23 protein-coding genes are annotated in these 19,755 nt (G+C 56.9%); 16 read left to right on the plus strand and 7 right to left on the minus strand.

Translation table 11 applies throughout. The features are described 5' to 3' along the window. From IV091_RS07235 to icd, 3 genes are all read right to left on the minus strand, one after another. Nucleotides 1-1,412: Clp protease N-terminal domain-containing protein (locus tag IV091_RS07235; RefSeq protein WP_293467018.1), on the minus strand; the 1,412-nt coding region annotated here is incomplete at its 3' end. Between the two features lie 66 nt (nucleotides 1,413-1,478). Continuing rightward, entirely contained in the window at nucleotides 1,479-1,850 is a 372-nt protein-coding gene (clpS, locus tag IV091_RS07240) for an ATP-dependent Clp protease adapter ClpS (protein WP_293467019.1), read from the minus strand. A gap of 157 nt (nucleotides 1,851-2,007) precedes the next feature. After that, nucleotides 2,008-3,267 (minus strand): NADP-dependent isocitrate dehydrogenase, encoded by a 1,260-nt coding sequence (gene icd / locus IV091_RS07245; protein WP_293467020.1) that lies wholly within the window; start codon nucleotides 3,265-3,267, stop codon nucleotides 2,008-2,010. Nucleotides 3,268-3,636: 369 nt separating this feature from the next. Between icd and IV091_RS07250 the strand changes: the two genes are divergently transcribed. Both IV091_RS07250 and IV091_RS07255 read left to right on the plus strand, forming a co-directional pair. Further along, nucleotides 3,637-3,807 carry a hypothetical protein gene (locus tag IV091_RS07250; RefSeq protein ID WP_293467021.1) on the plus strand — a complete coding sequence of 57 codons (171 nt, stop codon included), beginning with the start codon at nucleotides 3,637-3,639 and terminating at the stop codon, nucleotides 3,805-3,807. Nucleotides 3,808-3,919: 112 nt separating this feature from the next. Continuing rightward, nucleotides 3,920-4,423: a DUF192 domain-containing protein gene (locus tag IV091_RS07255; protein ID WP_293467023.1), complete on the plus strand. Its 504-nt coding sequence runs from the start codon at nucleotides 3,920-3,922 to the stop codon at nucleotides 4,421-4,423. Between the two features lie 70 nt (nucleotides 4,424-4,493). Here the strand turns inward: IV091_RS07255 and IV091_RS07260 are convergent, their stop codons facing one another. The 3 genes from IV091_RS07260 to IV091_RS07270 all read right to left on the minus strand — a co-directional run bounded on the left by IV091_RS07260 (nucleotide 4,494) and on the right by IV091_RS07270 (nucleotide 6,886). Next, the gene (locus IV091_RS07260) at nucleotides 4,494-5,075 is read right to left on the minus strand and encodes a Fe-Mn family superoxide dismutase (protein ID WP_293467024.1); all 582 of its coding nucleotides are present in this window, start codon (nucleotides 5,073-5,075) and stop codon (nucleotides 4,494-4,496) included. 59 nt (nucleotides 5,076-5,134) lie between these two features. Further along, nucleotides 5,135-6,454, minus strand: coding sequence for an exodeoxyribonuclease VII large subunit (xseA, locus tag IV091_RS07265; protein ID WP_293467025.1), 1,320 nt, complete (start codon nucleotides 6,452-6,454; stop codon nucleotides 5,135-5,137). A 153-nt stretch (nucleotides 6,455-6,607) separates the two neighbouring features. After that, the gene (locus IV091_RS07270) at nucleotides 6,608-6,886 is read right to left on the minus strand and encodes a hypothetical protein (RefSeq protein ID WP_293467057.1); all 279 of its coding nucleotides are present in this window, start codon (nucleotides 6,884-6,886) and stop codon (nucleotides 6,608-6,610) included. Here IV091_RS07270 and IV091_RS07275 point away from each other — a divergent pair. The 6 genes from IV091_RS07275 to adk all read left to right on the plus strand — a co-directional run bounded on the left by IV091_RS07275 (nucleotide 6,807) and on the right by adk (nucleotide 10,869). Continuing rightward, nucleotides 6,807-7,445: a MotA/TolQ/ExbB proton channel family protein gene (locus IV091_RS07275; RefSeq protein ID WP_293467026.1), complete on the plus strand. Its 639-nt coding sequence runs from the start codon at nucleotides 6,807-6,809 to the stop codon at nucleotides 7,443-7,445. The two genes, IV091_RS07270 and IV091_RS07275, sit on opposite strands and share 80 nt — an antisense overlap. A 139-nt stretch (nucleotides 7,446-7,584) precedes the next feature. Next, nucleotides 7,585-8,013, plus strand: coding sequence for a biopolymer transporter ExbD (locus tag IV091_RS07280; protein ID WP_293467027.1), 429 nt, complete (start codon nucleotides 7,585-7,587; stop codon nucleotides 8,011-8,013). Between the two features lie 45 nt (nucleotides 8,014-8,058). Continuing rightward, nucleotides 8,059-9,093, plus strand: coding sequence for a tetraacyldisaccharide 4'-kinase (lpxK, locus tag IV091_RS07285; RefSeq protein ID WP_293467029.1), 1,035 nt, complete (start codon nucleotides 8,059-8,061; stop codon nucleotides 9,091-9,093). After that, nucleotides 9,074-9,256, plus strand: coding sequence for a Trm112 family protein (locus tag IV091_RS07290; protein WP_293467031.1), 183 nt, complete (start codon nucleotides 9,074-9,076; stop codon nucleotides 9,254-9,256). The genes lpxK and IV091_RS07290 overlap by 20 nt, the downstream gene beginning before the upstream one ends. A gap of 22 nt (nucleotides 9,257-9,278) precedes the next feature. Then, nucleotides 9,279-10,037: a 3-deoxy-manno-octulosonate cytidylyltransferase gene (gene kdsB, locus IV091_RS07295; RefSeq protein WP_293467033.1), complete on the plus strand. Its 759-nt coding sequence runs from the start codon at nucleotides 9,279-9,281 to the stop codon at nucleotides 10,035-10,037. A gap of 175 nt (nucleotides 10,038-10,212) precedes the next feature. Beyond that, the gene (adk, locus tag IV091_RS07300; RefSeq protein ID WP_293467035.1) at nucleotides 10,213-10,869 is read left to right on the plus strand and encodes an adenylate kinase; all 657 of its coding nucleotides are present in this window, start codon (nucleotides 10,213-10,215) and stop codon (nucleotides 10,867-10,869) included. Nucleotides 10,870-10,937: 68 nt separating this feature from the next. Here the strand turns inward: adk and IV091_RS07305 are convergent, their stop codons facing one another. After that, the gene (locus IV091_RS07305; RefSeq protein ID WP_293467037.1) at nucleotides 10,938-11,918 is read right to left on the minus strand and encodes an asparaginase; all 981 of its coding nucleotides are present in this window, start codon (nucleotides 11,916-11,918) and stop codon (nucleotides 10,938-10,940) included. 139 nt (nucleotides 11,919-12,057) lie between these two features. Here IV091_RS07305 and lexA point away from each other — a divergent pair, with 139 nt between their 5' ends. The 8 genes from lexA to cpaB all read left to right on the plus strand — a co-directional run bounded on the left by lexA (nucleotide 12,058) and on the right by cpaB (nucleotide 19,606). Then, entirely contained in the window at nucleotides 12,058-12,762 is a 705-nt protein-coding gene (gene lexA / locus IV091_RS07310) for a transcriptional repressor LexA (RefSeq protein ID WP_293467039.1), read from the plus strand. A gap of 137 nt (nucleotides 12,763-12,899) precedes the next feature. Next, nucleotides 12,900-13,250: a hypothetical protein gene (locus tag IV091_RS07315; RefSeq protein WP_293467041.1), complete on the plus strand. Its 351-nt coding sequence runs from the start codon at nucleotides 12,900-12,902 to the stop codon at nucleotides 13,248-13,250. Between the two features lie 152 nt (nucleotides 13,251-13,402). Beyond that, entirely contained in the window at nucleotides 13,403-14,410 is a 1,008-nt protein-coding gene (locus IV091_RS07320) for a D-2-hydroxyacid dehydrogenase family protein (RefSeq protein ID WP_293467043.1), read from the plus strand. Nucleotides 14,411-14,918: 508 nt separating this feature from the next. After that, nucleotides 14,919-16,439, plus strand: coding sequence for a 3-hydroxyacyl-CoA dehydrogenase (locus IV091_RS07325; protein WP_293467045.1), 1,521 nt, complete (start codon nucleotides 14,919-14,921; stop codon nucleotides 16,437-16,439). A 3-nt stretch (nucleotides 16,440-16,442) separates the two neighbouring features. Continuing rightward, nucleotides 16,443-17,222, plus strand: coding sequence for an oxepin-CoA hydrolase, alternative type (locus IV091_RS07330; protein ID WP_293467047.1), 780 nt, complete (start codon nucleotides 16,443-16,445; stop codon nucleotides 17,220-17,222). 696 nt (nucleotides 17,223-17,918) lie between these two features. Next, entirely contained in the window at nucleotides 17,919-18,065 is a 147-nt protein-coding gene (locus tag IV091_RS07335; protein WP_293467050.1) for a hypothetical protein, read from the plus strand. Nucleotides 18,066-18,129: 64 nt separating this feature from the next. Then, nucleotides 18,130-18,714: an A24 family peptidase gene (locus IV091_RS07340; protein ID WP_293467053.1), complete on the plus strand. Its 585-nt coding sequence runs from the start codon at nucleotides 18,130-18,132 to the stop codon at nucleotides 18,712-18,714. A 46-nt stretch (nucleotides 18,715-18,760) separates the two neighbouring features. Next, nucleotides 18,761-19,606 (plus strand): Flp pilus assembly protein CpaB, encoded by an 846-nt coding sequence (gene cpaB / locus IV091_RS07345; protein ID WP_293467055.1) that lies wholly within the window; start codon nucleotides 18,761-18,763, stop codon nucleotides 19,604-19,606. The last annotated feature ends 149 nt before the right edge of the window (nucleotides 19,607-19,755 follow it).

The following is a 19,755-nucleotide window of genomic DNA, read 5'->3' on the forward strand; positions in this document are numbered from 1 at the left end:
GCCTTGTCCTGGCCGAACACCACGCTTTTCAGGTCGCGCTCCAGCGTTTTCAGCTTGCCGCGGTCATCGTTGGAAACGTTGGCAGCCGGAATCCGGGCGATTTTGGCCACGATCTCTTCCACCTCGGTCTTGGTGATGGTTTTCTTGCGCTTGGAAGGCGGCAAGATCCGCTGGGCCGCACCGGCTTCGTCGATCACGTCAATCGCCTTGTCGGGCAAATGGCGGTCGTTGATGTACTTGGCGCTCAGTTCGGCCGCTGCCTGCAGGGCCGCCAGTGCGTACTTGACGCCATGGTGCTCTTCAAAGCGCGATTTCAGGCCTTTAAGAATGTCAACCGTTTCCTGCACCGAAGGCTCGACCACATCGACCTTCTGGAAGCGCCGCGACAGTGCCGCGTCTTTCTCGAAAATGCCGCGGTATTCAGTGAAGGTGGTGGCTCCAATGCACTTGAGTTGACCCGAACTGAGTGCCGGCTTGAGCAGGTTGGACGCGTCCAGCGTGCCGCCCGAAGCCGCACCGGCACCGATCAGGGTGTGGATTTCGTCAATGAACAGGATGCCGTTGGGCTTGTCTTTCAGGGACTTGAGCACGCCTTTGAGCCGTTGCTCGAAGTCGCCACGGTACTTGGTGCCCGCCAGCAAAGCGCCCATGTCAAGCGAATAGACCTGCGCCTCGGCCAGGATTTCCGGCACGTCTTTTTGCGTGATGCGCCAGGCCAGGCCCTCGGCAATCGCGGTTTTACCCACGCCTGCTTCACCCACCAGCAGCGGATTGTTTTTACGGCGGCGGCACAGAATCTGGATCACGCGCTCGACCTCGTAGTGGCGACCGATCAATGGATCGATCTTGCCCTCTTTGGCGAGCTGGTTGAGGTTGACCGTGAACTGCTCTAGCGGTGACGCCTTTTCGTTCTTTTCGGCGCCTTCTTCGCTCTCGGCAGCGGCTTCGCCGGCCTTGGTGGGCTCGGTCGGGTCGGTTTTCTTGATGCCGTGCGCAATGAAATTCACCACGTCCAGGCGGGTCACGCCCTGCTGGTGCAGGTAGTACACGGCGTGCGAGTCTTTTTCGCCAAAAATGGCGACCAGCACATTGGCACCGGTCACTTCTTTTTTGCCGTTGCCGGTGGACTGCACATGCATGATGGCGCGCTGGATCACGCGCTGGAATCCCAGCGTGGGTTGGGTGTCGACGTCATCGCTGCCGGAGACCTGGGGGGTGTTGTCCTTGATGAAATTGGCAAGCGACTTGCGCAGATCGTCCACATTGGCCGAACAGGCGCGCAATACCTCGGCTGCACTGGGGTTGTCCAGCAAGGCCAGCAGCAAATGCTCAACGGTGATGAATTCGTGACGTTGCTGGCGCGCTTCGACAAAGGCCATGTGCAAGCTGACTTCTAGTTCCTGGGCAATCATTGATCTTCCTTTCGGCTTGCGTGAATAGTTACTGTACTGACTTCATCAGAATATTGGCGGAATTTCTCATAATTCAATGGGCTCGCTGACACATTGCAGCGGATGGCCATTTTTTCGGGACGCTTCCGTGACCTGGTCGACTTTGGTAGCCGCCACATCCTTGGAAAAAACGCCGCAAATTCCTTTGCCGTCCAGGTGGATCTTTAGCATGATCTGCGTCGCGGTTTCCCGGTCCTTGTTGAAAAACTCCTGGATGACCTCCACCACGAACTCCATCGGTGTGTAGTCATCATTCAACAGCACCACCTGGTACATCTGCGGCGGCTTCGTCTTTTGCGGGAGACGCTCCAGAACGACCGAATCCCCGCCGTTGACGTCGTTGGGCTTGACTGCAGGGGCTGGCGGTAGCGCCGGAGATTTTGGAGATTTGGTTGCCATGGAATTCATTCTAGCGATCCCCACGCCTTCACAAGGCTGGAATGGGAATTGGTGACTGTCGGGCGGCATTCAAGGGCGTACTTCATTCCCCGGCCGCACGCAAAAAAACCGCCTCGGGAATCCTCCCGGGCGGCTTGCTGGGCAGCTTGAGCCAAAATTACATGTGATCGATCATGACCTGGCCAAAACCAGAGCAGCTGACCTGGGTAGCGCCCTCCATGAGCCGGGCGAAGTCATAGGTGACTTTCTTGGACTCAATCGACTTTTCCATCGAGCTGATGACCAGGTCAGCAGCCTCGGACCAGCCCATGTGGCGCAGCATCATTTCGGCCGACAGGATCAGGGAACCGGGGTTCACGTAGTCTTTGCCGGCATATTTTGGCGCGGTGCCGTGTGTGGCTTCAAACATGGCGATGGTGTCGCTCAAGTTGGCGCCGGGGGCAATGCCGATGCCGCCGACCTGGGCTGCCAGCGCGTCGGAGACGTAATCGCCATTCAGGTTCAGCGTGGCAATCACGCTGTATTCGGCCGGACGCAGCAAGATCTGCTGCAGGAAAGCGTCTGCAATCACGTCCTTGACGATGATGTCTTTGCCCGTCTTGGGGTTTTTGAACTGGCACCACGGACCGCCGTCGATCAGTTCGGCACCAAATTCGTTTTGCGCCAGTCCATAGGCCCAATCGCGAAAGCCGCCTTCAGTGAACTTCATGATGTTGCCCTTGTGCACAATGGTCACGCTGGGCTTGTCGTTGTCAATCGCGTACTGCAGAGCCTTGCGCATCAGGCGTTCGGTGCCCTCGCTCGACACGGGCTTGATGCCGATGCCGGAGGTATTGGGGAAGCGAATTTTCGTGACAGCCAGTTCGTCCTGCAGGAACTTGATGAGTTTTTTGGCCTTGTCACTGCCGGCTTCGAATTCGATGCCGGCATAGATGTCTTCCGAGTTCTCGCGGAATATCACCATATTGGTCTTCTGTGGTTCTTTCACAGGGGAAGGAACGCCAGCAAAATATTGAATAGGGCGCAGGCAGACATACAAGTCCAATTCCTGGCGAAGCGCGACGTTCAAGCTGCGGATACCACCGCCCACAGGCGTTGTCAGCGGGCCCTTGATGGAAACCACATAATCGCGCACCGCCTGCATGGTTTCTTCAGGCAACCAGACATCAGGTCCATAGATCCTGGTCGACTTTTCCCCTGCAAACACTTCCATCCAGTGAATTTTTTTCTTGCCGCCGTAAGCTTTGGCAACAACCGCATCGACCACCTTGATCATGACTGGCGTGATGTCTATGCCGGTGCCGTCGCCTTCAATAAAAGGAATGATCGGCTCGTCTGGAACGTTCAGTGAGTTGTCGGCATTGACGGTGATTTTTTGGCCTTGTGCGGGCACTTTGATATGTTGATACATGTGCAAAACTCTCTGGTAAGCGGTTGTGGCGTTTTTAGACACGTCACTTTCAGCGGTTTGAATGGACCTCATAAATTCTAGTCCTAAAAATTATTCACAATAATTCGTAAAAGGCTGTCAACGCGTCAAGAACGGTCGTCGTTACGGTAATGCCTCCGAAAAGTTCGGGGTATTTTTCCATTGACCTTATTTAGGAAAGTCCAAATGAACAAGATCCTCGCTGCTTTGATCGCTGGCCTCTTTGCTGCAGGCGCTTTCGCCGCTTCCCACGCTGGCGCGCCTATGGGTGCCGCTACCCCTGCAACGCCTGCAGTTGCAGCAACACCGGCAGTGCCTGCTACTGCAGCCACACCCGCAGTCGCGGCCAAGCCTGCATTGACCAAAGCAGAAAAGGCTGCTGCTGCAAAAGAAAAAGCCGCTGCGGCCAAAAAGGCAAAAGCTGAAGCAGCTGCTGCCAAGAAAGCCGAAGCCGCTGCCGCCAAAAAAGCCAAGGCTGAAGCTGCCGCTGCGAAAAAGGCAACACCCGCCTCAGCTGCAGCCAAGTAACCACAACCCAGGAAGCAATTCCTGGTGATGCTGGTCACAATGCCCACCGCGTGTGGGCATTTTTTATGCGCGTCGTTTATGCTGCAAGTTCAATTTCTGAGGTAGCGGACTTATGTATTCCAAATTTGGCGTCGTTTTCTTCGGCAAGGCTTTCAATCGGCTGACGCCAGTTCTGGCTGTTCTGGCTGTTGTTGGACTTCTTTCTCCCGCATCGGGCTGGGCTCAAGAGGTTCCACAGCTGAATTTGCCGCGCGTCAAGTTGTCAGCGGGCATGCACCTGATTGACGCGCAGGTAGCCTCAACGCCCGAGCAGCGTCAAATCGGCCTGATGCTCCGCAGAGAAATGCCGGCACAGGAAGGCATGATTTTTGTGTTTGAGCAAGCCGGTCAACAATGCTTCTGGATGAAGAATACCTTGTTGCCCTTGACGGCCGCTTTTGTCGCCGACGACGGCACGATTGTGAATCTCGCCGACATGAAGCCGGAAACGACGAATTCGCACTGTTCGATCCAGCCCGTTCGCTATGTTCTTGAAATGAACAAGGGCTGGTTTGAGAAAAAGGGAATAAAGGCGGGCAGCAAACTGGGTGGCCCAATTTTTGATGCCAGGCGATGAATCGTTTTTCTATTAAAAAAGCCGACATGATGTCGGCTTTTTTTGTGGGTCTGTCCCGCTTTAAACTGGATCAGGCGAAGTTAGCTTCGGCAAATTCCCAGTTCACAAGATTGGACAGGAAGGTTTCAACAAATTTTGGCCGCTGGTTGCGGTAGTCGATGTAATAGGCATGTTCCCAGACATCCACCGTCATCAAGGCCTTGTCATCCGTCGTCAGCGGGGTGCCGGCAGGGCCGGTGTTCACGATGTCCACCGTGCCGTCTGCTTTCTTGACCAGCCAGGTCCAGCCCGATCCAAAATTACCGACGGCCGATTTGACAAAGGCTTCCTTGAACGCAGCGTAAGAGCCAAACTTGGCATTGATGGCTGCTGCAAGCGCACCGCTGGGCTCACCGCCGCCAGCTGGCTTCATGCAGTTCCAGAAAAAGGTGTGATTCCAGGTTTGGGCTGCATTGTTGTACAAACCACCGCTGGAGTTTTTGACGATCTCTTCGAGCGTCATCGATTCGAATTCAGTGCCTTTTTGCAGGTTGTTGAGGTTGACCACGTACGCATTGTGGTGCTTGCCGTGGTGGTATTCAAAGGTTTCCTGGCTGTAATGCGGGGCCAGTGCATCGATTGCGTAAGGGAGCGGTGGGAGCTTGTGTTCCATGATTTTCCTCTTGGTGGTTAGTAAACCGTCTTGTTGGTCAGGATGACCATTGTAAAAAACTAAATGAGCCTGGGCGCCGAGACCGTTAAATCGACCTCGCCATCGGCAAGGGTAGCGCGCACGGGTTGGCCGACATGGGTGGCGTTCACGCTGGTGATGGGTTGCCCCTGCAGATCAGCCAGCCACGCGTAACCGCGCTGCAAAACCAGCTTGGGATCGAGTAATTCGAGTCGCAATTGCGCCCGTTCCAATTGCTGTCGGCTGTGTTGCAGTTTCCCTTTGGTTTCTCGCTGCAAGTCTGCGCCGGCGGACTGCACGCTGCGTCGCGCCTGGGTCAGTCTGGCGTGCGCAGCATGCCTGAGGCTTTGCGCGAGTCCAGACAGTCGCGCCTGCTGCTGGGTCACCAGGTGAGAAGGACGACTGACGCGGGAAGCCGCCCAGTCGAGACGCTGAGCGTGCGACTGCAGTTGCCTGTCAACCGCGTTTTGCAGGCGAGACAAAGCCAGGTCGAGCGCACCCAGCCAGACTGTTTGAGGCTGCGCGCAAAGCTCAGCCGCTGCCGTGGGCGTCGGTGCACGCACATCGGCACAGAAATCGGCGATGGTGAAATCTGTTTCATGCCCAACCCCGCAGACGACGGGCACGGGCGAAGCAACAATGGTGCGCGCAAGTTGCTCGTCGTTAAAGGCCCACAGGTCTTCCATCGCGCCGCCACCGCGAACCAGTAGCAGCACGTCCACCTGGTCTTTATCGCGTCTCTGGAACGCCTTTAGCAAAGCCTCACGCAATTCACCCGCCGCCTGGGCGCCCTGCACGCTTGCGGGGTACAGCACCACAGGAATGTGAGGCGCGCGGCGCTGCAAAACGCTCACCACGTCGTGCAAGGCCGCAGCGCCCAGAGAAGTGACCAAACCAATCGCGCGCGGGAGCAAAGGCAATGGCCGCTTGCGGTCCGATGCGAAAAGCCCTTCAGCGTCCAGTTTGGCCTTGAGTTGCAAAAACTGCTCGAACAAATTGCCCTGCCCGGCCTGGCGCATGGACTCCACCACCAATTGCAGCTCGCCGCGCGGCTCGTACACCCCGAGACGGCCCCGCAATTCGACCAGTTGGCCATCTCGGGGCGAAAACTCAAGCTGGGTGGCGGCGCGTCGGAACATGGCGCAGCGCACCTGCCCTTGCTCGTCTTTGAGCGAAAAATAACAGTGCCCGCTGGCAGCGCGCGAAAAACCGCTGATTTCGCCTTGTACCGCCACCGGGTTAAAACGAGCCTCCAGGCTGTCGGCAATGGCGCGCAGCAGCGAACCCACAGGCCAGATGCGCACGCCTGCCTCACGCCCTGTTGCGGGCGGCTTGCCCTGGCCGCTGGAGGTGTCAAACATGATCAGCGGTCTTGACCAGGCGCGGGTAGTGATACGCCAAGTACTCCACAGATCGTCCTTGGGTACTGATTAATGCCGAACTCCCGTCTCGAGACCGTATTGAATTCGTGTAACTCATTGATTTTAAATGACTTATTGCTGCTTAAAATTTAATCATTTTGTCACATTGACGATTTGGCGCGGCTTGCCAGCCCTCACGCCGCTACTTACCCACAAAGTTATCCACAGCTTTTGTGGGTTATGTCTTACAAAAAACACGCTGAAAATCGGCGCCTGGAATGTGTGGAAATGACTATTCCAAGGTGTGCAGTAGGCCATAATCAAACTCAAATTATCTGCCTGGAGATGTAAATTGTTTTCGATCATACAAGCGGCGGGCTGGCCCATCTGGCCGTTGGTCGCCTGCTCAGTGCTGGCACTTGCGCTGGTCATTGAGCGGTTTTTCAGCCTCAAAACCCAAAAAATCGCCCCGCCACAACTCCTGGCTGAAGCGATGACCGTTTCTCGTACAGGGGTGCCGGCGCCCGATGTGGTGTCGCAACTCGAACAGAACTCCTTGCTTGGCGAAGTACTGGCCAGCGGATTTCGCGCCTTGAACGTCAACCCGCGGATCAGTGAAGAGGACTTGCGCTCCATGCTGGAGGGCGCCGGTCGCCAGGCCGCGCATAAACTGGAGCGCTACCTCGCCGCGCTGGCAACCATTGCCTCTGCCGCGCCGCTGCTGGGCTTGTTAGGCACGGTCATCGGCATGATTGAGATTTTTGGATCTCAAGCGGGTGCGGGCAGCGCAGGAGGTTCCGTTGGCGGCAATCCGGCGCAGCTGGCACAGGGTATTTCGATTGCCTTGTACAACACTGCCTTTGGCCTCATGGTGGCCATACCCGCGCTCATTTTCTGGCGCTATTTTCGTGCCCAGGTGGATGGCTACCTGCTGACCATGGAGCTGGCCTCAGAACAATTTGTGCGCCATCTCAACAACTTGCGCAAATGACACCGTGGCCCCCACGCTTTTCACTGCGTGTAATGCGCTGCCCCCCGAGGGGGCTGAACTTGCTTGGGGCGGCCCGGCGCTGCGTTCGTTGGCCCCCACGCTTTTTAACTGGATTTGCGGCCTTGATTGAGAATTTTTCATGAACTTTCGCACTCGCCCGCATGCCGAGCCGGAGATCAATCTGATCCCGTTTATTGATGTCTTGCTCGTGGTGCTGATTTTTCTGATGCTGTCGACCACCTACAGCAAATTTACCGAGCTCCAGGTCAAACTGCCGGCCGCAGATGCCGAGCAGCAGCGCGACTATCCGAAAGAGGTCATCGTCGCGGTGAGCAGCGATGGGCGCTACATGATCAACAAGACACTGGTCGAAGGCCGGGGAATTGAGGCACTCGGTGCCGCCCTGGTTGAAGCCGCCAAGGCCGGCAAAGACAGTGTGGTCATCATCAGCGCTGATGCCAGCGCCAAGCACCAGGCGGTCATCACGGTCATGGAAGCCGCCCGGCGTCATGGCATGACGCAAATCACCTTCGCCACACAGAGCAGTGCCCAAGCGGGCGCGAAGTAGGCCAGGCTGGCTTTTTGCGCTTGCTCTGAAGTTGGAAAATCAGGTTTGAAACCACCACTGCTGCTGCAGGCCTGGCTCAAACGCGGATGGCTGGCCCGCCTGCTTTGGCCTCTGGCAAAAATCCATGGCATCGCTGTGCGCCTGCGTCGGGCTTTGTACCGAATCGGACTGCTGCGGTCCGAGCGCTTCAAGGTGCCTGTGATTGTGGTTGGCAACATCGTGGCGGGCGGAGCCGGCAAGACTCCGCTGGTGATGGCCTTGGTCCATCATCTGCGCTCACGCGGACTGGCGGTGGGCGTCGTCTCGCGCGGCTACGGTCGATCGGGTCAAGCCTGCCTTGAGGTCAAGCCAGACACCCCTGTGCATCAGTCTGGCGATGAACCTGCACTGATACAGAGGTCAACGGGCGCTCCTGTTTTTGTGGCACCCAAGCGCGCCGATGCGATACGCGCCTTGCTGCTTGCATACCCTTCAACTGCGGTGGTGGTCTGCGACGACGGCTTGCAGCATTACGCGCTGCAGCGCGACGTTGAAATCGCCGTGTTTGACGACCGCGGCCTTGGTAACGGCTGGCTGCTGCCGGCCGGACCCTTGCGCGAACCCTGGCCGGAACGACGTCTGCAAGGTCTCGATCTGGTGCTGCACACTGGCCAAAAGCCCGCATTTGAGGGGTTTACGTCCAGCCGGCAGTTGGCGGATCATGCCGTGGCGGCCAACGGCAGTCGGGTCGCGTTGACGACGCTGCGCGGCCGCCCCTTGACAGCGTTGGCCGGGATCGCGAATCCCGACGCATTTTTCACCATGCTCAGGGCCTATGGCTTGACACTCGAAAAGACGATTGCTTTTCCTGATCACCACCATTTTGAGGCGCATGACCTGGCAGCCTGCGCGGGTCAAACGGTACTTTGCACGGAAAAAGACGCCGTCAAGCTGTTCTCAATGCCGATGCCGGCTCCGCTGAACATTCTGGCCGTGCCCCTGGCGTTTTTACCTGAGCCCGCTTTTTTTGCCGCGCTGGACGCACTTCTGGCACCCCTGATTTCTCAATTACCATTGCCGCATGGACACCAAATTACTTGAACTTCTGGTCTGCCCGGTCACCAAGGGCCCGCTGACCTATGACCGCGAAAAGCAAGAGCTTGTCTCCCGCAGCGCCAGGCTGGCCTACCCGGTCCGGGACGGAATTCCGGTTTTACTGGAAAATGAGGCGCGAACCCTCACGGATGAAGAGCTTGGGCTCTGATGCGTCCTGACTGCTTATCCGTATGCGCTTTACTGTATTGATTCCTGCCCGTCTGGCCTCCACGCGCCTGCCCAACAAGCCGCTGGCAGATATCTGCGGCGCTCCGATGGTCGTGCGCGTGGCGCAACGCGCCATGCAAAGCGCAGCGAGCCGAACCGTCGTGGCGACGGACAGCGCCGAGGTTCTCGAAAAATGCGGTGGCTACGGCATTTCTTGCGTGCTGACCCGGGCCGACCACCCGAGTGGCAGCGATCGCCTCGCTGAAGCCTGCAAGCTGCTTGGACTGGCGGACGATGACATCGTGGTCAACGTGCAAGGCGACGAGCCGCTCATCGACCCGGCATTGATAGATGCCGTTGCGTACCTGCTCAATCAACGCCCGGACTGTGCCATGAGTACGGCGGCCCATTCAATTGACCAGTTGGCCGATTTTTTGAATCCCAATGTGGTCAAGGTGGTGCTTGATGCACGCCAAACCGCCCTTTACTTCAGCCGTGCCCCGATCCCTGCTGCCCGCGACTTTGCTGGCAAGGCCTGGTGGGACGCAGGCAGCATGTTGCCCAAGCCTTTGCGCCATGTCGGGATTTACGGCTACCGGGTCGGATTCTTGCGGCAGTTTCCAGGCCTGACCCAGGCACCCATGGAGCAACTGGAGTCCCTGGAACAGCTTCGTGCGCTTTGGCATGGCTACCGGATCGCGGTGCACATCACCGACAGCACGCCGGGCCCGGGCGTAGATACGCATGAGGACCTTGAGCGGGCCCGCCAACTTTTTTCCTGACGGGCCATAGCGACCCTGGCACTGTGTAAGCTGCTGTCAGGGGGTGCATGCTATCCTTACAAGATATTGGGCTTTGAGCCTGAATCGTGTGCTGGCAGTATTGATCTTCTGTCAGTTGGCCGATGGGAAGGTCGGCCCACCGACTTCCTGAATTAATAATAATCCGAGGACATCCATGAGACTGATTTTGTTGGGCGCACCTGGCGCGGGCAAGGGGACACAAGCGACTTTCATCTGCCAAAAATACGGCATTCCCCAGATTTCCACCGGTGACATGCTGCGTGCGGCTGTCAAGGCAGGAACGCCGCTGGGCATTGAAGCAAAAAAGGTGATGGATGCAGGCGGGCTGGTCAGCGACGATCTGATCATCAACCTGGTCAAGGAACGCATTGCACAACCCGACTGCGCAGGCGGCTTTCTGTTTGACGGTTTTCCGCGCACGCTTCCCCAAGCCGATGCCATGAAGGCGGCAGGTGTCAAGATTGACTATGTCCTGGAAATTGACGTGCCTTTTGAGGCCATCATCGAGCGCATGAGCGGACGCCGGTCGCACGCGGCGTCGGGCCGTACTTACCACGTCAAATTCAACCCGCCAAAGCTCGAAGGCAAGGACGATGTGACGGGAGAGTCCCTGATCCAGCGGGAAGACGACAAGGAAGAAACTGTGCGCAAGCGGCTCGAAGTCTACAGCGCTCAGACCCGTCCGCTGGTGGACTACTACTCCAGTTGGGCCCAGTCCGCGCCAGATGCCGCACCCAAATACCGCGCCATTAGCGGCATGGGCGGGGTAGATGAAATTACAGACAGGGCCTTCAAGGCGCTTTCAAGCTGATCCACTGACGCGCAGCACATCAAAAATGCCATCTTGAGGATGGCATTTTTGATTATTCGGCAACGTTATCAATGCCGCTGTTGCGCAGAGGCAGAACCCGAAGTCATCAATTGCAGCATCAACTCCACCCTCGCCTTGACGGGGCTCAAGCCGTTCGAGTCCGGCAGGCGGTCATCTGGTCTGGGCAATACCCGACCATTCGGGCAACGCGTCGCACGAACGACCTTGACACCTGCAGCCTGCGCATTGAGTAAAGCCGACTCCAGCGCGTGGTGCAGCGTGCCGTTGCCCGTCGCTGCAACCACCAGCCCTTGCACGCCGCACGCCACCAGCGCGTTAACCACTGTGCCGTTGACACCCGCATAGTTCATGATGATTTCAACGCGTGGCCAATCGATCGCAGTGAATCGATTTTCAACATTTTCCATCGCGGTCTGCCAGCTTGGCTCCTGGTCGAACTGCCAACTCCTTAGCAGTCTGACACGCCCCTCTTCGACATAGCCAAGCGGACCTGCATCGCCCGAACTGAAGGCATCCACTTTGTAAGTGTGTACCTTTTGCACGTCCAGCGCGCTGTGAATGGTGCCGGCGCACACCGCCACCACGCCCCTTGCATCGGGCTGGCGGGCCACGGTCAGGGCGTCCAGCAGATTTTGCGGACCGTCGGGCACCAGCGCAGTGGCGGGACGCATGGCACACGTCAGCACGACAGGTTTGGTCGGCTGGCACACCTTGTGGAGAAAATAGGCCGTTTCTTCCAGCGTGTCGGTGCCATGGGTAATGACGATGCCGTGGACATCAGGCTGGGCAAGAAAATGATTGACGCGCGCAGCCAGCCGCGACCAGGCGGAAAAGTCCATGTCCTTGCTGTCCATCTGCGCGACCTGCTCAGTGATGACCGGGCCTTGATCGCTCAGGGAGGGAATCGCAGCCGCCAGTTCAACAATATCAACCTGGGCGGCCGTATAGCCGATGTTGTCAGACGGGCGCGCGGACCGGCCCGCAATCGTCCCGCCCATGCCGAGAATCACAACTGTTTGACAAAACATAAAAGGGTGACCTTGCAATCTCTAAAAAACTGTATGAAAATACAGTCACTGGATATTAAAACAGCTACCAGACAAACACCAGTCCGGGTCGCCTAACGACTTCCCGAGCCTACCAAGCGCAGATCAAGGAATCCAGGCCATGAGCATACTCAATGACTTTCCGCATCGCTCCCCAGTGAGTCCCAAGCTCACGGCACGCCAGCAACAAATTCTTGAATTGATTCAGAATGCGATCGCAAGCACAGGCGCACCACCCACCCGGGCCGAAATCGCAACCGAGCTGGGCTTTCGATCCGCCAATGCAGCAGAAGAGCATTTGCAGGCCTTGGCCCGCAAAGGCGTTATCGAGTTGGTCAGTGGCACTTCTCGCGGCATACGCCTGCGAAGCGACACCCTGCGCTCAATGAACGAATCCCGAAACAGGGAATTCTCCCTGCCTTTGCAAGGTTTGAACCAACTGGCCCTCCCCTTGGTGGGACGGGTTGCGGCAGGCGTCCCAATTCTCGCGCAGGAACACATAGAGCAAACCTATTATTTCGAATCCAGCCTGTTTCAACAACAGCCCGACTACCTGCTCAAAGTACGCGGCATGAGTATGCGCGGCGCAGGGATCATGGATGGTGATTTGCTCGCCGTGAAGCAGACCCCGGAAGCAAAGAATGGCCAGATTGTGGTGGCAAGGCTTGGCGATGAGGTGACCGTCAAGCGTTTTCGCCGCAACAAGCAGTTGATTGAACTCCTGCCTGAAAACCCCGATTTCAAAACCATTGTGGTGGCGCCAGGCGAGCCTTTCGAACTTGAGGGCCTGGCGGTCGGCCTGATCCGAAACACCATGCTTCTGTAGCGCACTTTATTTCAGCCGCGCAACAGGTGGCGGGCGTGTGGCCATCAAAGGCCAACACCCTGATGTAGCGGTCGTTCTGGCAACACAGCCAGCACAAAATCCTGCCTGTTTAAACCACTCTAAAACAGGTGTTCATCATGGGAATAGTCAGTTTTTCAGCCTCGCCGTTCTTGTCTTTGTTCGTTGACCCATTGCAGACGATGGCAACTTGGTGCAAGCCACGACGCCCCATCACAAGCAGGTCATCGGCGCCTGTGTGTACCCAGAAAAGCTCCCATCAACTGGCGCTTCCGTTTGATTGGGGCATCGAAAGCAAAGCGGACGAAATGGTGCTCGGTCGGGGTGATGTGCGTCGACTCAAGGTTGTTCGGGAATTTGATTCGGGTGTCAGTCCATCCTGCGCCGGCCGCATGGTGATATCCGGTCGAATGGCCGATGTGTGTGCAGAACTTGAACGGATGGTCCAGCGCGAAACCACAGCGATTTAAGGGCGCCCCGCGAATCAGGTGTACCGCATTGACGCAATAACCTATTGCCAATGCACAGCCGTGATGCCGGTGCGTTTCCTTCCGATACAAGTTGACTGCTTTGGATGGGCCCGATCAAGGTCGTTCAAAAAACTTGCAGGCACAATATCCGCATGAATATTGTGATCCTGGACGACTACCAAGACGTTGTCAGAAAATTGAACTGCGCGAGCAAACTTGAGGCTTACCCAGCTAAAGTCTATACCAACACGGTCAAGGGCATTGGTCAACTGTCGGTCAGGCTCAAAGACGCCGACGTGATCGTGCTGATTCGCGACCGGACCCAGTTGAACAGGCAAGTCATTGAGAAACTGCCCAAGCTCAAGCTGGTCGTGCAGACCGGTGGTATCAGCGGCAACATCGACGTTGCTGCATGCACCGAACGGGGCATAGCCGTTGCTGAAGGAATCGGATCATCGACCGCCCCTGCCGAATTGACTTGGGCGCTCGTCATGGCCGCCATGCGCCGGATTCCTCACTACGCAGCGCATTTAAAGCACGGCGCCTGGCAACAAGCGGGCCTCAAATCTGCTTCCATGCCTCCAAATTTTGGAATTGGCTCGGTGCTCAAGGGCAAGACGCTGGGCATCTGGAGCTATGGAAAGATTGGCCAGATCGTGGCCGGCTACGGGCGCGCATTTGGTATGCGTGTGATCATCTGGGGAGGCGATGCGTCCCGGGAACGGGCGCAAGCTGACGGCTTTGAAATCGCCACCGGCAAAGAAGACTTTTTCAAGGAAAGCGATGTTCTTAGCCTTCACCTATGCCTGCATGAGAATACGCGCGGCATTGTGACGCTGGAGAACTTGTCGAGCATGAAACCAACCGCTTTACTTGTGAACACCTCGCGGGCCGAATTGATCGAGCCGGAGGCGTTGATTGCAGCGCTCAATCGTGGACGTCCGGGCTTCGCCGCAGTTGACGTTTTCGAATCGGAGCCCATATTGCAGGGTCATGCGCTGCTTCGTCTCGAAAACTGTATATGCACACCGCACATCGGTTATGTCGAGCAGGACAGCTACGAGCAATACTTTGGAGCTGCATTCGACAACATCGTCAACTTCATCAGGGGTACACCTACCAATATTATCAATCCTGGAGCCTTGCAGGTGCGGCGTTAGCAAAGGTCGCATCAGACATTCGCGCCAATGAAAAGACAAAAGAAGAAGGCACCAAAACGGTAAAGCGCTCTTTTGAGCTAACGACTGGCCATGCCCGCTAAAAATGGTGACGCGCCAGTGGATAAATGTTGCTGATTTAAAGGCTAACGCCGCCTCCTCGGGCAACGACAGCCGCCACGGGCTCGTCCACCGCAGCATTAACACCCCTCTCGACCCAAATGCGGACCCGGCTTGACGGTATCTGGTGATCACCAAAAATGCATCGGCCGCCATGCAGAGCGACGAATGGTCTGCCGACAGATCAACCTGAGTCGTCAACGTGACGGTAAACGGGCTACCGGCTATACCTGCGCCGCGCACGGATCCAAAAGACACAGCCGGACTACCAGCAGCCGCGCTAAGTAAAAAGCACCAAGCAGAAGTTTTACAGGCGACTGCATTTGATTCATGCGATCTCGAGATTTTTGCCACAGGCCGACCATGCCGGATGGTCGGCGATAATTGAGTCATGCAAGCTAGTTACAAAAAAATTGGAATCGTCGGCGCTGGCGCCATGGGCCGGGGCATTGCTCAAATTTCCGCGCAAGCCGGAAGCGTGGTCATGCTCATGGATGCGCAGCCGGGCGCGGCTGAAAAGGCCCGTGACGCGATTTGCGCCCAATGGGACAAGCTGCTTGAAAAGGGGCGGCTCGATGCCGACCTGGCGAGCGCCTGCAAAGCCAGGCTGGTGTTTGCCAGCACATTGAACGACCTGGCTGACTGCGACCTGGTGATCGAAGCGATCGTGGAGCGGCTGGACGTGAAGCAAACACTGTTTGCCGAACTGGAGTCCCTGGTTTCCCCACACACCGTGCTCGTCAGCAATACATCGTCGCTGTCTGTCACGGCCATTGCGGCGGCGCTCAAACATCCAGAGCGTTTCGCTGGCTATCATTTCTTCAACCCCGTTCCGCTGATGAAGGTGGTGGAAGTAATTGCCGGCCTTAAAACCAGTGCCGCTGTTTGCAGCGCGCTGGCTGACTATGCCCGCCAGATGGGGCACACGCCCGTACAGGCCCAGGACACCCCCGGCTTCATCGTCAACCATGCGGGCCGAGGCTACGGTACCGAAGCGCTGCGCATTGTCGGTGAAGGCATCGCTGATTTCGCCACCATAGACCGCATCCTGCGCGATCAGGCGGGCTTCAAACTGGGCCCCTTCGAGTTACTGGACCTGACCGGACTGGACGTTTCCCACCCCGTCATGGAGTCCATTTACCACCAGTACTACGAAGAAGACCGCTACCGACCCAGCGTGATCACGGCGCAGCGCCTGGCCGGGGGAATGCTCGGCAGAAAAACCGGCGAAGGTTTTTACCGCTATGCCGACGGGGTCATCCAGACGCCCGCCGAAACCCCAGCACCTCACGTTGCCGACATGCCGCCCGTCTGGGTATCACCCCGAGCCGCCCGCCGCTCGGAGTTACTGCAATTGCTCACGAACCTGGGCGCCAACATCGAAACAGGTGTTTCCGCATCGCCACAAGCCTTGATGCTGGTCGCTCCGCTGGGGTTTGACATCACCACCGTTGCCGTGGTGGAGCGGCTGGACCCAGCGCGCACAGTGGGCATCGACATGCTGATGGACGACGCCACCACCCGGCGACGGGTCCTGGCCACCAATCCGGTGACACGCATCGACATGCGCCAAGCTGCGCACGCGTTGTTCGCCCGGGACGGCAAGGCCGTCAGCGTGATTCGGGACAGTGGCGGATTTGTTACCCAGCGCGTCATAGCCACCATTGTCAACATCGCCAGCGACATCTGCCAGCAGGGAATTTGCAGCCCGAAGGACCTGGACACCGCCGTCACGCTGGGACTTGGCTACCCCATGGGCCCTCTCGCCCTGGGCAACCTCTGTGGACCCACGAATATTCTGGAAGTGCTATTCAACATGCAAACTGTGTATGGCGACCAGCGCTACCGCCCTTCCCCGTGGCTGCGTCGGCGCGGCGCCATTGGCCTGAGCCTGCTGCACGAAGAAAGCTGAAAGATGTCAAGCGCATTGAAAAGCAACAGCGAGGGCAAGACCCTCATCTTGACGCTGAGCAATCCCGAGTTCCGGAACGCGCTGGGCCCCGAGATGTACGCGGCAGGCATTGAAGCGCTCAACGCGGCCGAGAGCAACCCGGAAATCCGAAGCGTGGTGATTGCAGGCGAAGGCGCGATGTTTTGCGCTGGCGGCAACCTGCAGCGCCTGAAGGCCAACCGGCGCGAGCCGCCCGAAGTGCAAGCGCAAAGCATCGAAGGCCTGCACAACTGGATTGAGGCGATCCGCACCTATCCCAAGCCAGTGATTGCCGCCGTCGAAAGCGCTGCGGCCGGTGCCGGTTTTTCACTGGTGCTGGCCTGCGACTTTGTGGTAGCCGCCGACAACGCCGTGTTTGTGATGTCTTACAGCACCGTGGCGCTGTCGCCGGACGGTGGTGGCAGCTGGGGATTGGCGCGTGCCTTGCCGCGGGCGCTCGCCTGCGAGCTTCTGATGTGCGGCGAGCGCATCAGCGCCCAGCGACTGCATACCCTGGGTGTGGTGAATCGGGTGTCGACGGCAGGCGATGCCCTCAACCAGGCACTGCAACTGGCCGAAAAACTCAATGGGCGCGCCCCCAATGCAATGGCCAGCATCAAGGAACTCCTCAACGATGCGCCCGTGAACACGCTGAGCCAGCAACTGGCCAGTGAACGCGACCACTTTGTACGCAACCTGCACCACGCCAATGCAGGCGAAGGCATAGATGCGTTTTTGCAAAAACGCACGCCGCATTACCGATAGGTAGGCCGCAAGAGGGCTTGAGCCAACGCAGCTTCGCCGGGATCTGCGTTGGCGGAGCCCCATGTGTCGGCTAGCTGCCTTGCGGGCCAATTTTCTTTCCATGAACCGGTGCAATCTCTCTGTCATTGCGAACGAAGTGCGGCAATCCATGACTGCGATTTTTCTACGATGGATCGCCGCACTTCGTTCGCGATGATGAATCGGGGGCGCTTCATGGTTCGTGTGCGGTATCGAACCGGATACAGACAACGCGCTATGGATTGCCCCACTCCGGTCTTCATGACAGTTTTTAACTGTCGACTGTTGCTATAAACAATATAGCGCGCTACACCCAAATCAAATGGGCTGCAGCACTAAAACCCTTGAGAACTTGAGAACTTGATGTTGGCACCAATGGCGAAAACACAAGCGCGCCCTCCAGCGTCAGGATGCCGTCGCGCGCCATGGCCGATCGAGCCGATCCTGCAAATTTGCCTCCCCTGACTGGTTGCAGCCATCGGGCAGCGGCGACTGTTCAAGGTCGCCCGCCTGGTTGATTTGTCCTGTCTGCCCTCTTTAAAAGGGGCGGTTTGTCCTGATCAAAAAAGGGCTCAATGCTCATGGCGCGCATTTTTGGCATCGATATATTCGAGTCAACAACAAGCACATTCACATCGATAAGCAATAAAACAAACGGCATTAAAAATGGAGATGAGCATGCGAACAACCGAATATGAATCGCATGTAATCTCAAGATTTTTAGGGGAAGAATCTGGAGCATCTCTGATGGAATACGCGTTAATAGGAGCCATCATTGCTGCAATAGGAGCTCTTATTTTTCTGGCAATCTCAAAAGAAAAATAAAAAATATAAAACTTCAATGTTTCGGCCTTCATTAAAGTTATTTAAATTAATCCATCAATAGATCATGCAAGAATTTAACGCCTTACTTGAACTTCTGGCCATGCTGATCAAGGAGCCGCGCACAGGTCTTTTGGCAACCCTGCTTGTAATTGCATCCATCAGCGATTACCGCACCTACCAAATCCCTAACTGGCTAACCGTCAGCGGAATTATTTTTGGATTGATCTACAGCATGCTAGTTCCTTTCTCAATTAGTCATGGCTTTCTTTGGGCACTCGGAGGTCTACTTGTTGGATTTTTTATCCTGCTGCCGCTATACGCACTAGGCGTCATGGGTGCCGGTGATGTCAAGCTGATGGCCATGGTGGGTGCATTCCTGGGGGTTACCGATACCTTGCACGCCGTCCTATTCTCATTCATAGCAGGCGGCCTGGCAGCGCTGGTATTTGCTGTGTTCAATAAAGCGCTGCTACGTATGCTGGTTAATGTGAAGAGCGCAGCACAACTGATGATGATGTCGGCGATTGGTGGGTTCAAGCCGGACATCCAGATTGAGGCAAGCAAGTCGGTAGGAAAACTGCCCTATGGCATTTGTATCAGTCTCGGGACAGTTGCGTATGTGGTGGCAAAGCAGTTGGGTTATGCGTAAGTAGCATAAGCAGGTTAAGTAACAAAATTACTAATGAGGTCAAGCAATGAAAAACGTTAAAGCTATCGGGCTGCTATTTCTGGCCTTAATGATCGGTCTGGCAGCTGCTGTTTATGCAGCAAGCTGGGCTTCACGACAAGGGAATATCGCATCCAACAAAGTGGTCGTCGCTGCGGTCGATATTGAACTGGGCAGCAAGGTCAATCCACAAATGCTCACGACGACCGACTGGCCCAGCGGGTCGGTGCCGCCTGGTGCCTTCAAGGACATCAAGGAGTTGCAGGACCGGGTCGTGAAAGTCAGCGTGCTGCGCGGCGATGCGCTTCTGGAACGCAAGCTGGCGCCCGCAGGCACCCAGGGCGGCCTTTCCGCCGTCATTGCGCAAGGCAAGCGGGCTATGACGGTACGCGTCAATGACGTGGTCGGTGTAGCCGGCTTCGCCCTCCCCGGCAATTACGTCGATGTCATGGTCAATGCACAGCAAGATAAAGCCAGGGGCGAGGAAGGCAAGCAGATCAGCAAGACGGTGCTGGAGCATGTGCTGGTACTGGCGGTGGCCCAGGAGTCAGGCAGGGACGACACCAAGCCCAAGGTCGTCAGCGCAGTCACGCTGGAGTTGACGCTTGAAGACTCTGAAAAACTCGACCTGGCACGCAGTGTGGGCACCCTGTCTCTGGTGCTGCGCAACCAGGTTGACAAAAAAACCGTGGCGACCGCAGGCATCACCAAAAGCCAGCTTTTTGGAGAAAAAGAAATACCTCCCGCCGCCATGAAGGTGGTCGCCACTGGCAAGCCAAGAGTATTCGCCAGTAAACCAGTTCTGCCGCCGGCCCCTGCTGCTGAATGCGTCGAGGTGATTCAGAACGGTTCGCGCGCTCTTAACTGCTTCTAAAACAACAAACAAGAAAGAAGGTCCAAGTGCATAAAAAATACAAAAACCTGATTTTGCTTGCCACATTGGCCCTGACCGGCCAATCCTTCGGCCAAGACAAAGCGGGCATCAACCAGGCGCCACGCGCATCTTCGGGTTTAAAACCCTGC

The organism is Polaromonas sp., assembly GCF_018780625.1.
In the GTDB taxonomy this organism is placed as follows: domain Bacteria; phylum Pseudomonadota; class Gammaproteobacteria; order Burkholderiales; family Burkholderiaceae_C; genus Polaromonas.